Below are 17490 nucleotides of genomic sequence, written 5' to 3' on the forward strand. Positions count from 1 at the left end.
ATCCTTATTTTTTAAGCGTCCAGCGATGCAACTGCGTGTAGCGGGTTCGACCCTGGATAAATTGCGATTCATACAATGCAAATGTCGTCACCGGGAACGACCAGCGAAAACCCGGTGGCGGAATGGTGACAGCGTGGCTGGCGTCGCGCAGCAGTGTAATGTGCGGGTGAAACGGCTGCGGGCTTTGGTAACACCCGCTGCGGGAAGCCTGGGCGCGGAGCATATCCGCCAGTTGCAGCAGCCCACGCGGTGGCTGGCGTGAACCAAGCCAGACCACACGCGAGCGCAGCCATTGCCCGGCATCGTCGAGCGTGAGCGTAAAGTCTGGCTGGCGTATCCGCCCAGCCAGTTCTTCCAGTGCGCGCTGTTTTTCCGCGCTGATTTCACCGAGAAACGCCAGCGTCAGATGCAGATTCGCCGCTGCAATCGGTCGTCCCGCATCTGGTGGGAAATGCTGCGCGCGCCATTGCACCACCTGCGTCTGAATATCCGCTGGGAGTTCAAGGGCGAAAAACAGCCTTTTTGGTTCAGACATGGCAGGCTCGAGGTCAAAGGTTTACGGCGATGTTATACTGCTGGCCGGCTTATGTTAACCCTCCGGAGCTTTTGTGTCCTCACTGCCAGTCGCCGCCGTTCTGCCCGATATCCTTTCTGCCTTGCGCGCTGCGCCACAAGTGCTATTAAGCGCACCCACTGGCGCAGGGAAATCGACCTGGTTGCCGCTGCAACTGCTGCAACAAGGCGACATTACTGGCCGTATTTTGCTGCTTGAACCGCGTCGGCTGGCGGCGCGCAATGTGGCCCAGCGGTTGGCGGAGCTACTTGATGAAAAACCGGGCGAAACCGTGGGTTACCGGATGCGCGCGGAAACCTGCGTGGGGCCAAATACCCGGCTCGAAGTGGTGACAGAAGGGATTTTGACGCGGCTGGTTCAGCAAGATCCGGAACTCAGCGGCGTGGGGCTGGTGATCCTTGATGAGTTTCACGAGCGCAGCCTGCAAGCGGATCTCGCCCTGGCGCTGCTGTTGGACGTGCAGCAAGGGCTGCGCGATGACCTCAAACTGCTGGTGATGTCGGCAACGCTTGATAATGCCCGTTTACAAGCGCTGCTGCCGGATGCGCCAGCCATTGTTTCTGCTGGGCGTGCCTATCCGGTTGAGCAACGCTATCAGCCATTGCCGACCCATCTTCGCTTTGACGACGCGGTGGCGCAGGCGACAGCGGAATTACTGCGTAATGAACCCGGTTCGCTGCTGCTGTTTTTGCCGGGAGTCGGTGAAATCCAGCGCGTACAGGAGCAACTGGCTTCCCGCGTTGGCAGCGATGTTCTGCTCTGCCCGTTATACGGCGCACTGCCGCTCAGTGAGCAGCGTAAAGCCATTTTGCCCGCGCCCACAGGGCAGCGAAAAGTGGTGCTCGCCACCAATATTGCCGAAACCAGTTTGACCATTGAAGGCATTCGCCTGGTGGTCGATAGCGCCCAGGAGCGCGTCGCGCGGTTTGATGCTCGCAGCGGGTTAACCCGGCTGGTGACGCAGCGTATCAGTGTGGCCTCGATGACGCAGCGCGCCGGGCGTGCCGGTCGTCTTGAGCCTGGCATTTGCGTGCATTTACTGAGTAAAGAGCTGGCGGAACGCGCGGCAGCACAGAGCAGCCCTGAAATATTGAGTAGCGATTTATCCGGGCTGTTGATGGAATTAATACAGTGGGGATGCCAGGATCCTGCCCAGCTTAGTTGGCTGGATCTACCGCCGGCGGTTAATCTCGCCGCGGCGCGCAAGCTGCTCAGCCAACTGCAGGCGCTTGACGAGGGGCGACTAACACCGTTTGGGCAACGCATGGCGGCGCTCGGTAACGATCCGCGCCTGGCAGCGATGCTGGCGGCGGCAAAAGGCGGTGACGAAATTGCCACGGCGGCGAAGCTGGCGGCGATTCTGGAAGAACCGCCGCGCGGCGGCAGCAGTGACTTAAGTGCGGCGTTTTCACGTAACCAGCCGAACTGGCAACAGCGCGCGCGCCAGCTGGCTCGTCGCTTGAAAAGCAGTGATGGCGAGCTGGACAACACCATGCTGGCACCGCTGCTGGCAAGCGCCTTTGCCGATCGTATCGCCCGTCGGCGCGGCCAGGAAGGGCGTTACCAACTGGCGAACGGCATGGGCGCAACGCTGGATGCAGATGATGCGCTCAACCGTCACGAGTGGTTGATAGCGCCACTGCTGTTGCAGGGTAGCCAGTCACCTGATGCGCGGATTTTGCTGGCGTTGCCGCTGGATATTGACGCGCTTATCACCCGTTGCCCGCATTTATTGCAGCAGTCGGACACGGTTGAGTGGGACGAGGCGCAGGGCACGTTAAAAGCGTTTCGTCGTAGCCAGATAGGTCAATTGACGTTAAAAGTACAGCCGCTGGCGAAACCCTCGGAAGAGGAGTTGCATCAGGCGATGCTGAACGGCATTCGTGATAAGGGCTTGCGGGTACTGAACTGGACGCCCGATGCCGAGCAATTGCGCTTGCGTTTACACTGTGCGGCGAAGTGGCTGCCGGAAGTTGACTGGCCAGCGGTCGATGAGGCCTCGCTGCTGGAAAATCTTGAACAGTGGTTATTGCCGCAAATGAGCGGTATCCGCTCGTTGCGCGAGCTGAAAGCGCTCGATGTTACGCAAGCGTTACAAAATGCGATGCCGTGGTCATTACGTCAACGTCTGGATAGTGAGCTGCCTGCGCATTACACTGTGCCGACGGGAAGCCGGATAGCGATTCGTTATCACGAAGATAACCCGCCAGCGCTGGCGGTGCGTATGCAAGAGATGTTTGGCGAAGCGACAACGCCGACCATTGCGCAAGGGCGCGTGGCGCTGGTACTGGAACTGCTTTCCCCTGCGCAACGTCCGCTGCAAATCACCCGTGATTTAAGCGCGTTTTGGGCGGGCGCGTATCGCGAAGTGCAAAAAGAGATGAAAGGGCGCTACCCGAAGCATGTCTGGCCGGACGATCCGGCCAATACGGCACCGACGCGGCGCACCAAAAAGTATTCGTAACCGCGATGGGTTTCTTGCCATCAAACAGTGCGATAAATTGAGAGATTTCTTCTTCTGCCCTGGTGCGGAAGAGTTGAGAATCAGGCCCTTGCGCCTGAAAGTTGCGGAGAGTAAAGCATGGCGGGGAATGACCGCGAGCCAATTGGACGCAAGGGTAAACCAGCGCGTCCGGCGAAAGAGAAAATCAGTCGTCGTCGACTTCGGGAAGAGGAGTACGACGAGTATGAAGATGACGATGAAGACGAGGAACCGATGCCGAAAAAAGGAAGAGGCAAAGGCAAGCAGCCACGCGGCAAACGCGGTTGGTTCTGGCTGCTGTTAAAAATTGCCATCGTTCTGGCCGTGCTGTGCGCCATTTATGGCGTTTATCTGGACCAAAAAATCCGTGCCCGTATCGACGGAAAAGTCTGGCAATTGCCTGCCGCGGTGTATGGCCGTATGGTCAACCTCGAACCGGATATGGCGATCAGTAAAAACGAGATGGTGAAACTGCTGGAAGCCACGCAGTACCGCCAGGTGACGAAGATGACGCGTCCCGGCGAGTTTACCGTGCAGGCGAAAAGCATTGAGATGATCCGCCGCCCGTTTGATTTCCCGGACAGTAAAGAAGGGCAGGTGCGCGCGCGTTTGACCTTTGACGGCTCTCGTCTGGAAACCATCGAAAATATGGACAGCAACCGCCAGTTCGGTTTCTTCCGTCTCGATCCGCGCTTGATTACCATGCTCTCTTCGCCTAATGGCGAGCAGCGCTTGTTCGTGCCGCGCAATGGCTTCCCGGATCTGCTGGTGGATACGCTGCTGGCGACCGAAGACCGCCACTTCTACGAGCACGACGGCATTAGCTTCTACTCTATTGGCCGTGCGGTACTGGCAAACCTGACCGCCGGACGCACAGTACAAGGGGCGAGTACGCTGACGCAGCAACTGGTGAAAAACCTGTTCCTCAGCAGCGAGCGCTCCTACTGGCGTAAAGCCAACGAAGCCTATATGGCGCTGATTATGGATGCCCGCTACAGCAAAGATCGCATTCTTGAGCTGTATATGAACGAGGTGTACCTCGGTCAGAGCGGCGACAACGAGATCCGCGGTTTCCCGCTGGCGAGCCTCTACTATTTTGGCCGTCCGGTGGAAGAGCTGAGCCTCGATCAGCAGGCATTGCTGGTGGGGATGGTCAAAGGCGCGTCAATCTACAACCCGTGGCGTAACCCGAAACTGGCGCTGGAGCGTCGTAACCTGGTGCTGCGTTTGCTGCAACAGCAGAACGTTATCGACCAGGAACTGTATGACATGCTGAGCGCGCGTCCGCTCGGTGTGCAGCCGCGTGGCGGGGTGATTTCACCGCAGCCGGCATTTATGCAGATGGTGCGCCAGGAGTTGCAGGCTAAGCTCGGCGATAAGGTGAAAGATCTCTCCGGCGTGAAGATCTTCACCACCTTTGATTCCGTGGCGCAGGACGCCGCCGAAAAAGCGGCTGTGGAAGGTATTCCGCTGTTGATCAAACAGCGCAAGCTGACCGATCTTGAAACGGCAATGGTGGTGGTTGACCGCTACACCGGCGAAGTGCGCGCGATGGTCGGCGGTGCGACGCCGCAGTTCGCGGGCTATAACCGTGCGATGCAGGCGCGCCGTTCCATTGGTTCGCTGGCGAAACCGGCAACCTACCTGACGGCGCTGAGCCAGCCGAACATCTATCGCCTGAATACCTGGATTGCCGATGCGCCGATTTCGTTGCGCTTGTCTAACGGCCAGGTGTGGGCACCGCAGAACGATGACCGTCGTTTTAGCGGCCAGGTGATGCTGGTGGATGCGCTGACCCGCTCGATGAACGTACCCACGGTGAACCTCGGGATGGCGGTAGGGTTACCTGCGGTAACGGATACCTGGCAGAAACTGGGTGCGCCGAAAGATCAACTGACCGGCATGCCATCTATGCTGCTCGGTGCGCTGAACCTGACGCCGATTGAAGTGGCGCAGGCTTTCCAGACCATCGCCAGCGGCGGTAACCGCGCGCCGCTTTCCGCGCTGCGTTCGGTGATCGCTGAAGACGGTACGGTGTTGTATCAGAGCTTCCCGCAGGCCGAGCGCGCTGTACCGGCGCAGGCGGCGTACATGACGTTGTGGACGATGCAGCAGGTTGTTCTGCGTGGGACGGGTCGTCAGCTTGGCGCGAAGTATCCGGGTCTGCATCTGGCAGGTAAAACCGGTACCACCAACAATAACGTCGATACCTGGTTTGCGGGCATCGACGGGCGCGAAGTGACGATTACCTGGGTCGGCCGCGATAATAACCAGCCGACGAAGCTGTATGGTGCCAGCGGCGCGATGGCGATTTACCAGCGTTATCTGGAAAACCAGTCGCCGATCCCGCTGGATCTGACGCCGCCAGAAGACATCAACACGATGGGCGTTGATGATATGGGTAACTTTGTCTGTGGCGGTGGCGGCGTGCGCCAATTGCCGGTCTGGACGACCAACCCGGAAATGCTGTGCCAGCAAAACCAGGTGCAGCCGCAAACCGGGAACCCGTTTGATCAATCCCAGCAGCCGCAGCAACCAGCGCAGCAGCAGCCTCAACAGCCGCCGCAGCAGGAGCAGAAAAGCGATGGCGTCGCTGGTTGGATAAAAGAGATGTTCGGCGGTAACTAACTTTCTGCCGTGACAAAACCTGAAACCCCCGTTGGTAACATCGGGGGTTTTTTAACGCCCGCATACATGCCAATAATGATGCAGTAAACCGCCCTTAACTCCCTGCTGTTTATCTGGTTACTTCTTAATCCTTCAGGCCGTTTCAGGCGGCTTACTACTTGCTATGCGCACAGCGCTTCGCATATTATGCTGCGGTCATAATAATAATTCTCGTTTACGTTATCATTAACTCATTTGAATCAGAGATAAACTAATGGCGCGTCCTAACACTGCTCAGCCAGTCAACACTACGCTGCGTAAAATCGCAGTTGTAGTAGCCACAGCGGTTAGCGGCATGTCTGTTTACGCACAGGCTGCAACAACCCAAAAAGAAGAAACCATCACCGTCACCACCAGCGCGGCTCCGCAGGAAAGTGCATGGGGACCGGCGGCGACCATCGCCGCGAAACACACGGCAACGGCGACGAAAACCGATATGCCGCTGGAGAAAACACCGCAATCTATCTCTGTGGTGACCAGCGAAGAGATCGCGTTACATCAGCCGAAATCGGTCAAGGAAGCCCTCAGTTATACACCGGGTGTTGCTGTCGGTACGCGTGGCGCATCCAACACTTATGACTACCTGATTATTCGTGGTTTTGCTGCCGACGGGCAGAGCCAGAACAACTACCTCGACGGTTTGAAGATGCAGGGCAACTTCTACAACGACGCGGTAATTGACCCTTACATGGTTGAACGTGCGGAAATCCTGCGCGGCCCCACTTCCGTGCTGTATGGAAAAAGCAGCCCTGGCGGCTTGTTGAATATGGTCAGCAAGCGCCCGACCACCACACCGCTGTATGAAGTGCAGTTTAAAGCCGGTACCAATAATCTTTTCCAGACCGGTTTTGATTTTAGCGATGCGCTGGATGACGACGGTGTTTTCTCCTACCGTTTAACCGGTTTAGCGCGTTCTGCTAACGCACAGCAGGTCGATAAAAAAGAACAGCGCTACACCATTGCGCCATCGTTTAGCTGGCGTCCTGATGACAAGACCAACTTCACTTTCTTGTCCTATTTCCAGAACGAGCCAGATACCGGTTATTACGGTTGGTTGCCGAAAGAGGGGACCGTTGATCCGTTGCCCAACGGTAAGCGTTTATCGACCGATTTCAACGAAGGTGTGAAGAACAATACCTATTCCCGTAATGAGAAAATGGTGGGATACAGCTTCGAACACGCGTTCGACGACACTTTTACCGTGCGCCAGAATCTGCGTTACGCGCAAAACAAAACCTCGCAAAACAGCGTGTACGGTTATGGCATGTGCTCGGATCCGCTCTATTCCAGCAATCCATCAACCAGCCCGTGCGCAGGTATCGCCCAGTCTGAATGGGGACACTACCTGACGCGCCAGTACGTGATTGATAGCGAGAAATTGCAGAACTTCTCTGTTGATACGCAACTGCAAAGCACCTTCTCTACCGGTGATATCGATCATATCCTGCTGACCGGTGTCGACTACATGCGTATGCGCAATGACATCAATTCGTGGTTTGGCTATGCCGGTTCTGTTGTGCCGTCGGATATTTACAATCTGGATCGCAGCGATTTCGACTTCGACGCGCATTCCACACCTTCAGGCGCATACCAGATCCTGAACCGCCAGCAGCAAACGGGGGTTTATGCTCAGGATCAGGCGCAGTGGGATAAGGTGCTGGTGACGCTGGGCGGACGTTACGATTGGGCTAAACAGAGCGCGTACAACCGCACCTCGGATACCACAACAAAACGCGACGATAACCAGTTCACCTGGCGCGGTGGCGTTAACTACCTGTTCGATAACGGCGTAACGCCGTATTTCAGCTACAGCGAATCGTTCGAACCGGCTTCTACCAGCGGCGCGAGCGGTGCGATCTTTGCACCGTCGAAAGGCAAGCAATACGAAGCCGGTGTGAAATACAGCCCGAAAGATCGTCCGATTGTGTTGACCGGCGCGGTCTATCAGCTCACCAAAAGCAACAACCTGATGGCCGATCCGGCGGGTTCTTTCTGGTCGGTTGAGGGCGGTGAAATTCGCGCGCGCGGCGTTGAGATCGAAGCCAAAGCGGCGCTGTCAACCAACCTGAATATGGTCGGTTCTTACACCTATACACAGGCGGAATACACCACCGATACCAATTACAAAGGTAACACCCCGGCGCAGGTGCCAAAACACATGGCATCGTTGTGGGGCGACTACACCTTCTACGACGGCGCGCTCTCTGGCCTGACGTTAGGCACCGGCGCTCGCTTGACCGGTTCCAGCTATGGCGACCCGGCGAACTCCTTCAAGGTTGGTAGCTACACGGTTGTCGATGCGCTGGTTCGTTACGATCTCGCTCGCTTCGGTATGGCTGGCTCCAACGTGGCAGTGAACGTCAACAACCTGCTTGACCGTGAATACGTCGCAAGCTGCTTTAACACTTACGGCTGCTTCTGGGGCGCAGAACGCCAGGTGGTGGCGACCGCAACTTTCCGCTTCTAATCTCTCTTCGGGCACGGTTCGCCGTGCCCTTTTATAAGTTGGCAACCATGCAGGAAAACAACGCGCTTCCCGATACCACCTTTCAACTTACCGATGTCACCTTTCGTGTGCCCGGTCGTACGCTGCTGCACCCGCTGTCGCTGACCTTTCCGGTAGGCAAAGTCACCGGCTTGATTGGTCACAACGGCTCCGGTAAATCCACGCTGCTGAAAATGCTTGGCCGCCACCAACCGCCCTCGGACGGGGACATTCTGCTTGATGGGCAACCGCTCGCTAGCTGGAACAGCAAGGCTTTTGCCCGCAAGGTGGCCTATTTGCCGCAGCAGTTGCCGCAGGCGGAAGGGATGACGGTACGTGAACTGGTGGCGATTGGTCGTTACCCGTGGCACGGGGCGTTGGGGCGCTTTGGCATTGCCGACAGAGAAAAAGTGGAAGAAGCGATTGCGCTGGTGGGGTTAAAACCGCTGGCGCACCGCCTGGTGGATAGCCTCTCCGGCGGCGAACGCCAGCGCGCGTGGATCGCCATGCTGGTGGCGCAAGATAGCCGCTGCCTGCTGCTGGATGAACCCACCTCGGCGCTGGACATCGCGCATCAGGTGGATGTGCTGGCGCTGGTGCACCGGTTGAGCCAGCAGCGCGGGCTGACGGTGATTGCCGTGCTGCACGACATTAATATGGCGGCGCGGTATTGCGATTATCTGGTGGCGCTGCGCGGTGGTGAAATGATCGCTGAAGGCACGCCGGAAGTTTTAATGCGCGCCGAAACGCTGGAACACATTTACGGCATCCCGATGGGAATATTGCCGCATCCTGCGGGTGCAGCACCGGTGAGTTTTGTCTACTAATGGCTGGATTACATCATATTAGCCGTCGTCGCTTACTGACGGCGATGGCGCTCTCCCCCCTGTTGTGGAACATGCGCAACGCGCAAGCCGCGGCGATCGATCCGACGCGTATTGTCGCGCTGGAGTGGTTGCCGGTTGAGCTGCTGTTGGCGCTCGGCGTCGCGCCTTATGGCGTTGCAGATGTGCAGAGTTACAACTTGTGGGTCAACGAGCCTGCGCTGCCTGCTTCGGTGATTGATGTCGGGCTGCGTACCGAGCCGAACCTCGAATTGCTGACGCAAATGAAACCCTCCTGGCTGGTGTGGTCGGCAGGATACGGTCCTTCCGAAGAGAAGCTGGCGAAAATCGCGCCGGGTCGCGGCTTCACCTTTAGTGACGGCAAAAAGCCGCTGGCGATGGCGAAGCACTCGTTAAACGAGATGGCGCAGATCCTGAATCTGGAAGCGGCTGCGAAAAAACATCTCGACGAATTTGATGCCCTGATCGAAGCGCGAAAACCGCATTTTGCCCGTCGCGGCGATCGCCCTTTGTTGATGATCACGCTGCTCGATCCGCGCCATGTGCTGGCGTTCGGGCCAAACTGCCTGTTCCAGGAAGTGCTCGATAGCGTGGGTATTCGCAACGCCTGGCATGGCGAAACCTCTTTCTGGGGCAGCGTGGCGGTGGGTATCGACCGGCTGGCGGAATACAAAGATGTTGATGTGATCTGTTTTGATCACGGTAACGAACAGGATATGCAAAAACTGATGGCGACGCCGCTGTGGCAGGCAATGCCTTTTGTGCGCGCCGGGCGTTTCCAGCGGGTGCCAGCGGTCTGGTTTTATGGCGCGACGCTGTCGGCGATGCATTTTACTCGCGTGCTGGATAATGCGCTGGGAGGCCGGGCATGAACCGACGTGTTTCGCCTTTCCCCGCGCTGCTGCTGACGGTGCTGTTTATCATTGCCGCCGTACTTACGTGGAACAATTTAACTATCGCTTTGCCGCGCGCGCAGTGGGCGCAGGCCTTCGTCGCGCCGGACATCAACTTTATCGTTCAGATGTTGTTCCACTACAGTTTGTTGCCGCGTCTGGTGATTTCTCTGCTGGTCGGCGCCGGGCTTGGTCTGGTCGGCGTGCTGTTTCAGCAGGTGCTGCGTAACCCGCTTGCCGAACCGACAACGCTGGGTGTGGCAACCGGGGCGCAACTGGGCATCACCATTACTACGCTGTGGGCGATTCCCGGTGTGATGGCGTCACAGTTTGCTGCGCTTGCCGGGGCATGTGCGGTCGGCGCGCTGGTGTTTGGCGTGGCCTGGGGAAAGCGTTTATCGCCGGTCACGCTGATCCTCGCCGGTCTGGTGGTGAGCCTCTATTGCGGGGCGATTAATCAGCTGCTGGCGCTGTTCCATCACGATCAACTGCAAAGCATGTTTTTATGGAGCACCGGGACGCTAACGCAAACCGACTGGAGCATCGTGCAGCGATTGTGGCCGCAGTTGCTTGGCTGTGCGGTGTTAACGCTATTGCTGTTGCGCCCGCTAACGCTGATGGGGCTTGATGATGGCGTTGCGCGCAATCTTGGTCTGGCGCTGTCGCTGGCTCGCCTGGCGGCGTTGACGCTGGCAATTGCGCTAAGTGCGTTGCTGGTCAATGCGGTTGGCATTATCGGCTTTATCGGTCTGTTTGCGCCGCTGCTGGCGAAAATGCTGGGTGCGCGTCGCTTGTTGTCACGCTTGCTGCTAGCGCCGTTGATTGGTGCGTTGATCCTCTGGCTCTCCGATCAAGTTATCTGGTGGCTGACGCGAGTGTGGATGGAAGTCTCTACCGGTTCGATCACCGCGCTGATTGGTGCGCCGCTGTTGCTGTGGCTGCTGCCACGGCTGCGCAGTATGAGCGCCCCGGCAATGGACGGCGGGGATAAGGTGGTCGCTGAGCGCCAGCAGATACAGTGGTTTGCGCTGGGCGGTTTAGTACTTCTGTTGCTGGCGATGTGGCTGGCGCTGACGTTCGGGCGTGATGCGACAGGCTGGCATTTTGCCCGCGGTCAGTTGCTCGAGGAATTGATGCCGTGGCGCTGGCCGCGCATTGTCGCTGCGCTTACCGCAGGTGTGATGCTGGCGGTGGCGGGCTGTATTATTCAGCGCCTGACCGGCAATCCGATGGCCAGCCCGGAAGTGTTGGGGATAAGCTCAGGCGCGGCATTTGGCGTGGTATTGATGCTGTTTTTCGTACCGGGTAACGCGTTTGGCTGGCTGATGCCCGCCGGGAGTGTGGGAGCCGCGGTGACGTTGCTGATTATTATGGTTGCCGCCGGGCGTGGCGGATTTTCTCCGCACCGAATGCTGCTAGCAGGGATGGCGCTGAGCACCGCGTTTACCATGTTGCTGATGATGCTGCAGGCAAGCGGTGACCCGCGCATGGCGAAGATCCTGACGTGGATTTCTGGCAGCACTTACAACGCGTCCGGCGATCAGGTTTTGCAGACTGGCGTGATGATGGTGATTTTGTTGGCGCTGACACCGCTGTGTCGCCGCTGGTTAATGATCTTACCGCTCGGTGGGGATACCGCGCGCTCGGTCGGGATGGCGTTGACACCTTCGCGCGTCGGCCTGTTGTTACTGGCTGCGGCACTAACGGCAACGGCGACAATGACCATTGGCCCGCTCAGTTTTGTTGGTCTGATGGCACCACATATCGCGCGGATGATGGGTTTTCGTCGCACGATGCCGCATATTGTGATTTCGGCGCTGGTGGGGGGATTACTGCTGGTGTTTGCCGACTGGTGCGGGCGGATGTTGCTGTTTCCGTTTCAGATCCCAGCGGGGTTGCTGTCGACCTTTATCGGCGCGCCATACTTTATCTATTTGCTGAGAAAGCAGAGCCGCTAAAAGAGCGCCTCTCCCTGGTGGGAGAGGCCTTGTCGTTACAATTTGGCGAACACGCGACGCGCAGCGTCGATGGTGTTGTCAATGTCCTCTTCACTGTGCGCGACAGACATAAAGCCCGCTTCAAATGCCGACGGCGCCAGATACACGCCTTCTTCGAGCATCAAATGGAAGAAACGTTTAAAACGTTCTACGTCGCACTTCACCACGTCTTGATAGCGGGTCACGCTATCGGCATCGGTAAAGAACAGACCAAACATCCCGCCAACATGGTTAACCACCAGCGGAATGCCCGCTTCCTGTGCGGCGTCCAGCAGGCCATTTGCCAGCCGTGTGGTCAGCTCAGTCAGTGTGGAGTGAATGCCCGGCTGGGCAACTTCGGTTAAACAGGCATAGCCTGCCGCCATGGCAATCGGGTTGCCGGAGAGCGTACCCGCCTGATAGACCGGGCCGGTGGGTGCCAGCGCTTCCATTACATCGCGACGTCCACCAAATGCGCCGACGGGCATGCCGCCACCGATGATTTTGCCAAGGCAAGTCAGATCGGGTTCTACGTCATAGTAAGATTGGGCACCCGCCAGCGCGACGCGGAAACCTGTCATCACTTCATCAATAATCAGCAGTGCGCCGAATTCATCGCACAGCGCGCGCAAGCCCGGCAGGAATTCCGGCAGCGGCGGCACACAGTTCATATTTCCGGCGACCGGTTCGACGATGATACAGGCGATATCCTGCGGATATTGCTCAAACGCCGCGCGTACCGAACTCAGATCGTTATACGTGCAGGTGAGGGTGTGTTTGGCGAAATCGGCCGGCACGCCCGGTGAGTTCGGCTGGCCCAGCGTCAGCGCACCGGAACCGGCTTTCACCAGCAGGCAGTCGGCGTGGCCGTGGTAGCAACCTTCGAATTTGATGATTTTATCGCGTCCGGTAAACCCGCGCGCCAGACGAATGGCGCTCATCGTCGCTTCGGTACCGGAGTTCACCATGCGCACCATATCCATGGTTGGTACCAGTTCGGTGACCAGTTCCGCCATTTTCACTTCCATCTCGGTGGGCGCACCAAAGCTCAGGCCGCGGCTGGCCGCTTCGATCACCGCGTTGCGAATCGCCGGGTGGTTGTGACCGAGCACCATGGGTCCCCAGGATCCGACGTAATCGATATAAGCTTTGCCGTCGACATCATACAAATAAGCACCGTCAGCACGCTCGATAAACAGCGGCGTACCGCCCACGCCGGTAAAGGCGCGCACCGGTGAGTTCACACCGCCCGGGATAAGCTCACGCGCTGCGTTATAGAGGTTTTCAGACTTACTCATGCTTTTCATTCCTGGTTCGTGGAAAAATCAATGCTGGCCATTCTATGTGATTACGGGAATGTTATGAAAGTTTTGCCCCGGTGAAACGACATATTTTGCAGGGATTTTGCCCGCGACGCGGCGGCGCTTGCCGGGTAAAATGCCCCCTTTTGTATTACTCATCGAAAATCAATGTCAGCGCAAATTCCTTCATTTGAACAACAGCAGGTTGAGCAACGGCGACGTCTAAACATCATGCGCCAGATGCTGCAACGCGATAAAACGCCACTGGCGATTTTGCTGGTTGCCGCCGTAGCGGGCGCAGCCACAGGGTTGGTGGGCGTATTTTTTGAAAAAGCCGTGAACGCGGTGTTGAACGCCCGTATTGGCGCGCTGGCGCAAATGGCGGACAGTGCGCTGGTGTGGCCGCTGGCATTTATTGGCTCGGCATTGCTGGCGATGATTGGTTATTTTCTGGTGCGGCGATTCGCTCCTGAAGCGGGCGGTTCCGGGATCCCGGAAATTGAAGGTGCGCTGGAGGAACTGCGTCCGGTGCGCTGGTGGCGAGTCTTACCGGTTAAGTTTTTCGGTGGGATGGGAACGCTTGGCGCGGGAATGGTGCTGGGTCGGGAAGGGCCAACCGTGCAGATCGGCGGCAATATCGGGCGCATGATGGGCGACCTGTTTCGCCTGCGCAGCGGTGAAGCGCGTCATACATTACTGGCGACCGGCGCGGCAGCCGGGCTTTCCGCCGCATTTAACGCACCGCTGGCTGGCATTCTTTTTATTATTGAAGAGATGCGTTCGCAGTTTCATTACAACCTGATCTCGATTAAAGCCGTGTTCACCGGCGTGATTATGTCGAGCATTGTCTTTCGCGTGTTTAACGGCGAAGCGGCGGTGATCGACGTGGGTAAGCTCAGCAATGCGCCGGTGAATACGCTGTGGCTTTATCTGCTGCTGGGCATGATTTTTGGCGCGATCGGGCCGCTGTTTAACACGCTGGTGTTGCGCACTCAGGATCTGTTTCAGCGTATCCACGGCGGGCATACCGGGAAATGGGTGCTGATTGGCGGTGTCATCGGCGGTTGCTGCGGCGTTCTTGGCTTGGTTGCGCCTGCGCTTTCCGGCGGGGGTTTTGCACTTATCCCCATTGCAACCGCCGGAAATTATACCGTCGGCGCACTGCTGTTTATTTTCCTCATTCGTGTGGCAACCACGTTGCTCTGTTTTAGCTCGGGGGCGCCTGGCGGCATTTTTGCGCCGATGCTGGCGCTTGGCACGGTATTAGGCATGGCATTTGGCAGCGCGAGCGCAGCGATTTTTCCGCATTATCAGCTTGATGCCGGGACATTTGCCATTGCCGGGATGGGCGCGTTATTAGCCGCATCTCTGCGTGCGCCGTTGACCGGGATCGTGCTAGTTCTGGAAATGACTGACAATTATCAGCTTATTTTGCCAATGATCATTACCTGTCTTGGTGCGACACTCTTAGCACAGTTTTTGGGTGGAAAACCGCTCTATTCCGCGATTCTGGCACGTACGCTTGCCAGGCAGGATGCGGCTCGCGAAAGTGAGTTGCCGCAGGAGAATACTTGAACGATTTAGTAGCGTATTGGATAATAGCTGAAAAGGTCGGGTTACCATTTAACCAGATCGCAGTATCAACGGGAGCAAGACATGAGTGATGACGTAGCGTTGCCGCTGCAGTTTACCGATGCAGCAGCCAACAAAGTAAAAAACCTGATTGCGGACGAAGATAACCCAAATCTGAAGCTGCGTGTCTACATCACCGGTGGTGGTTGCAGCGGCTTCCAGTATGGTTTTACCTTTGACGATCAAATCAACGATGGTGATATGACCATTGAGAAGCAAGGCGTTGGCCTGGTAGTTGACCCGATGAGCCTGCAATATCTGGTCGGTGGTTCAGTCGATTACACCGAAGGTCTGGAAGGTTCCCGCTTTGTGGTGACTAACCCGAATGCGACCAGCACCTGTGGTTGCGGCTCTTCATTCAGTATTTAATGCCCCTTCATGCATAAAAAGCCGTGTCAGCGACACGGCTTTTTGTTATCTGCCTGATTCATCCAGCGCAAAAGTGGGAAGCTTCAGGTGCCAGCGAATCGCCGCCAGCCTGATAACTAGCGTGACCACCATGCCCAGCATACTTGCTGTTTCCAGCGGCACGGCAAATAAGTAATACGCTGTCGCATGCACGATCCCTCCCGCAATACAGGCGGTGGCGTAAATCTCTGTACGCAGGATCATCGGCACTTCACGCGCCAGCACATCACGAATGATACCACCGCCGACACCGGTGACCACGCCCATACAAATCGCCACCAGCGGGCCGGTTTCGGCAAGAAACGCTTTATTAACACCAATACCGACAAACACCGCCAACCCGACGGCATCCAGTACCGGTAATATCCATTTCGGCAAGCGGCGCGGCTGGCGCACCAGCACAATGGTCAACATGCAGGTCACCATTGCCACGACTAAATCCGTCGGATCTTTAACCCAGAATACCGGGCCGTGTGCCAGCGCCATATCACGAATCGTCCCGCCGCCAACGGCAGTAACGACGCCGAGCACCAGCACACCAAACGGATCCATTCGCAGTTTTCCCGCCAGCAGAACGCCTGAAATAGCAAATACGGCGGTGCCGATAATATCCAGCCAGTAAACCAGCATGGTGAATTCCCCGGTTATTTCACCTGCGCAAGGGCAGTGCAGAGTTGTTGAGCGGCGAGGATAATACGCGGGCTTGCCCGTTCAAACCAGTCACCGTGCAGAGAAATAATCGGTACATTGAGCTGGTTTCGCCAGAACTGTTCGATTCGCGGGATCTCTTTTTCATCACCTGCCACTACAATCGCCTGCGGCTGGCGCGCCAGCACTTGTTCACGGCTCACTTGTGGCCACGGTACGCGGCTGGCGGCAAAGATATTTTCCCCGCCGCACAGCTCCAGAACCTGGTTTTGAATCGAGCCTTTTCCGCTGGTGAAGAGCGGTTGCGCACCAAATTGCAGGAACACGCGTTTTTTCGGCAGGCTGGCATATTGAGTTTTCAACGCGTTGTACTGGGAAAGCAGCTTTTGCGCCGCCTGTTCCGCCCGCTGAGGGTGCGGGCTGTACGCTTTGAGCTTACGCAACGTGTCGATGACTTGTTCAATGGTGATCGCATCTACCCACATCACGGTGATGCCAAATTGCTTGAGCTGGTTCACCTGGCGTTCGGTGTTACCACCGCGCCATGCCAGCACCAGATCCGGTTTCAGCGCGACAATACGTTCGAGATTCATCCCTTGCCAGCTTGCCACCTGTTCAATCTGCGCGGCTTGTGGCGGGTAATCGGAATAGCTGCTGACGCCGACAGGTGTAATGCCCGCCGCGAAAAGCAGTTCGGTATTGGCTGGCGACAGTGAGATAACACGCGGCACGGCGAAAAGCCACGCCGGAAGCAGAATAAGCAGGGCGGCAAGCGCCCTGAAAAGAGAGTTAGCCACGCGCCAGTTTCTGTACCAGGGTTTCAACCATCAGGCTGGATTGCTTCGCAGCCACCACCAGAAATTCGTCAAAGCTCAGGTGGGATTCCTGGTCCGCCACGTCGGAAATGGCGCGGACAACCACAAACGGTACGCCGTAGTTATGGCAAACATGCGCGATGGCGGTCGCTTCCATTTCGACGGCGATCGCCTGCGGGAAGTTATGGCGGATTTTTGCCAGACCGTCGGCACCGTTAATAAACGCGTCGCCGCTCACAATAAGGCCGCGTACGGCGTGCAGATTCAGCTCGCCAATACAGGCTTCCGCTGCGGCAATCAGTTTGTCGTCCGCTTTGAAACCCGCCGGGCAACCGGGTAATTGGCCAATATCATAGCCAAAAGCGGTCACGTCAGCATCGTGATAACGCGCTTCGTCGGAAACCACGATATCGCCCACTTTCAGCGTGGCGGCAAGGCCACCGGCAGATCCCGTGTTGATAATCACATCCGGCTGGCAGCGCTCCAGCAGCAGCGTCGCGCCCATGGCGGCAGCCACTTTACCAATGCCGGATTTCAGCAGCGCAACGTCTGTACCATTCAGCGTACCGGTGTAGATTTCGCTCCCGCCGACGTTCAGCGTCTGACGGTTCTCGATTTTGTCACGCAGCAGCGTAACTTCTTCTTCCATTGCACCAATAATGCCAATTTTCATGGAGATACTCGCTAATGTGATAAGACAGGATTACGTTTTCAGGGCATAGTCTATCATGGCATACACAATTGCATGATATCCCGTGACGCTC

The 17490-nt window shown here is 57.1% G+C and carries 13 protein-coding genes; 8 read left to right on the top strand and 5 right to left on the bottom strand.

Features of this window, described 5'->3' with window-relative positions; translation table 11 throughout:
• Positions 1–4: 4 nt before the first annotated feature.
• The gene (gene thpR / locus ACFX4O_RS15170) at positions 5–535 is read right to left on the bottom strand and encodes an RNA 2',3'-cyclic phosphodiesterase (protein ID WP_131407995.1); all 531 of its coding nucleotides are present in this window, start codon (positions 533–535) and stop codon (positions 5–7) included.
• Between the two features lie 73 nt (positions 536–608).
• Here thpR and hrpB point away from each other — a divergent pair, with 73 nt between their 5' ends.
• The 6 genes from hrpB to fhuB all read left to right on the top strand — a co-directional run bounded on the left by hrpB (position 609) and on the right by fhuB (position 11904).
• Entirely contained in the window at positions 609–3038 is a 2430-nt protein-coding gene (gene hrpB, locus ACFX4O_RS15175; RefSeq protein WP_380209170.1) for an ATP-dependent helicase HrpB, read from the top strand.
• Positions 3039–3155: 117 nt separating this feature from the next.
• Positions 3156–5684, top strand: coding sequence for a bifunctional glycosyl transferase/transpeptidase (gene mrcB, locus ACFX4O_RS15180; protein WP_380209172.1), 2529 nt, complete (start codon positions 3156–3158; stop codon positions 5682–5684).
• A 253-nt stretch (positions 5685–5937) separates the two neighbouring features.
• Positions 5938–8190, top strand: a complete 2253-nt coding sequence (fhuA, locus tag ACFX4O_RS15185; protein ID WP_380209174.1) for a ferrichrome porin FhuA — start codon at positions 5938–5940, stop codon at positions 8188–8190.
• Positions 8191–8237: 47 nt separating this feature from the next.
• Entirely contained in the window at positions 8238–9035 is a 798-nt protein-coding gene (gene fhuC, locus ACFX4O_RS15190; protein WP_131407987.1) for a Fe3+-hydroxamate ABC transporter ATP-binding protein FhuC, read from the top strand.
• Positions 9035–9925: a Fe(3+)-hydroxamate ABC transporter substrate-binding protein FhuD gene (fhuD, locus tag ACFX4O_RS15195; RefSeq protein WP_380209176.1), complete on the top strand. Its 891-nt coding sequence runs from the start codon at positions 9035–9037 to the stop codon at positions 9923–9925. Before fhuC ends, fhuD begins: the two co-directional genes overlap by 1 nt.
• The gene (gene fhuB / locus ACFX4O_RS15200) at positions 9922–11904 is read left to right on the top strand and encodes a Fe(3+)-hydroxamate ABC transporter permease FhuB (RefSeq protein WP_380209178.1); all 1983 of its coding nucleotides are present in this window, start codon (positions 9922–9924) and stop codon (positions 11902–11904) included. The genes fhuD and fhuB overlap by 4 nt, the downstream gene beginning before the upstream one ends.
• A 35-nt stretch (positions 11905–11939) precedes the next feature.
• Here fhuB and hemL read toward each other — a convergent pair whose 3' ends face one another.
• A complete protein-coding gene (hemL, locus tag ACFX4O_RS15205; protein WP_380209180.1) occupies positions 11940–13220 on the bottom strand; it encodes a glutamate-1-semialdehyde 2,1-aminomutase in 1281 nt (426 codons plus the stop codon).
• A gap of 171 nt (positions 13221–13391) precedes the next feature.
• On the opposite strand from hemL, the gene clcA reads away from it, so the two are divergent.
• Both clcA and erpA read left to right on the top strand, forming a co-directional pair.
• Positions 13392–14798 carry a H(+)/Cl(-) exchange transporter ClcA gene (clcA, locus tag ACFX4O_RS15210; protein ID WP_380209182.1) on the top strand — a complete coding sequence of 469 codons (1407 nt, stop codon included), beginning with the start codon at positions 13392–13394 and terminating at the stop codon, positions 14796–14798.
• An 81-nt stretch (positions 14799–14879) separates the two neighbouring features.
• On the top strand, positions 14880–15224 hold the full coding sequence (erpA, locus tag ACFX4O_RS15215) for an iron-sulfur cluster insertion protein ErpA (RefSeq protein ID WP_017457984.1): 345 nt from the start codon (positions 14880–14882) through the stop codon (positions 15222–15224).
• A gap of 45 nt (positions 15225–15269) precedes the next feature.
• Here the strand turns inward: erpA and ACFX4O_RS15220 are convergent, their stop codons facing one another.
• From ACFX4O_RS15220 to mtnN, 3 genes are read right to left on the bottom strand one after another with little or no spacing between them, the layout of a single operon-like run.
• Positions 15270–15893 carry a TRIC cation channel family protein gene (locus tag ACFX4O_RS15220; protein ID WP_131407979.1) on the bottom strand — a complete coding sequence of 208 codons (624 nt, stop codon included), beginning with the start codon at positions 15891–15893 and terminating at the stop codon, positions 15270–15272.
• Between the two features lie 14 nt (positions 15894–15907).
• The gene (btuF, locus tag ACFX4O_RS15225; RefSeq protein WP_380209184.1) at positions 15908–16708 is read right to left on the bottom strand and encodes a vitamin B12 ABC transporter substrate-binding protein BtuF; all 801 of its coding nucleotides are present in this window, start codon (positions 16706–16708) and stop codon (positions 15908–15910) included.
• On the bottom strand, positions 16701–17399 hold the full coding sequence (gene mtnN, locus ACFX4O_RS15230) for a 5'-methylthioadenosine/S-adenosylhomocysteine nucleosidase (RefSeq protein WP_131407975.1): 699 nt from the start codon (positions 17397–17399) through the stop codon (positions 16701–16703). The genes btuF and mtnN overlap by 8 nt, the downstream gene beginning before the upstream one ends.
• Positions 17400–17490: the final 91 nt, after the last annotated feature.

Source organism: Kosakonia sp. YIM B13571 (assembly GCF_042788095.1).
Taxonomy (GTDB): Bacteria; Pseudomonadota; Gammaproteobacteria; order Enterobacterales; family Enterobacteriaceae; genus Kosakonia; species Kosakonia quasisacchari.

Bases quoted from the DNA above. Each gene is read 5' to 3' on its own strand.
- clcA (WP_380209182.1), top strand. From the start codon at position 13,392: ATGTCAGCGCAAATTCCTTCATTTGAACAACAGCAGGTTGAGCAACGG.
- fhuC (WP_131407987.1), top strand. From the start codon at position 8,238: ATGCAGGAAAACAACGCGCTTCCCGATACCACCTTTCAACTTACCGAT.
- erpA (WP_017457984.1), top strand. From the start codon at position 14,880: ATGAGTGATGACGTAGCGTTGCCGCTGCAGTTTACCGATGCAGCAGCC.
- ACFX4O_RS15220 (WP_131407979.1), bottom strand. From the start codon at position 15,893: ATGCTGGTTTACTGGCTGGATATTATCGGCACCGCCGTATTTGCTATT.
- fhuB (WP_380209178.1), top strand. From the start codon at position 9,922: ATGAACCGACGTGTTTCGCCTTTCCCCGCGCTGCTGCTGACGGTGCTG.
- thpR (WP_131407995.1), bottom strand. From the start codon at position 535: ATGTCTGAACCAAAAAGGCTGTTTTTCGCCCTTGAACTCCCAGCGGAT.
- fhuD (WP_380209176.1), top strand. From the start codon at position 9,035: ATGGCTGGATTACATCATATTAGCCGTCGTCGCTTACTGACGGCGATG.
- mrcB (WP_380209172.1), top strand. From the start codon at position 3,156: ATGGCGGGGAATGACCGCGAGCCAATTGGACGCAAGGGTAAACCAGCG.
- fhuA (WP_380209174.1), top strand. From the start codon at position 5,938: ATGGCGCGTCCTAACACTGCTCAGCCAGTCAACACTACGCTGCGTAAA.
- hemL (WP_380209180.1), bottom strand. From the start codon at position 13,220: ATGAGTAAGTCTGAAAACCTCTATAACGCAGCGCGTGAGCTTATCCCG.
- mtnN (WP_131407975.1), bottom strand. From the start codon at position 17,399: ATGAAAATTGGCATTATTGGTGCAATGGAAGAAGAAGTTACGCTGCTG.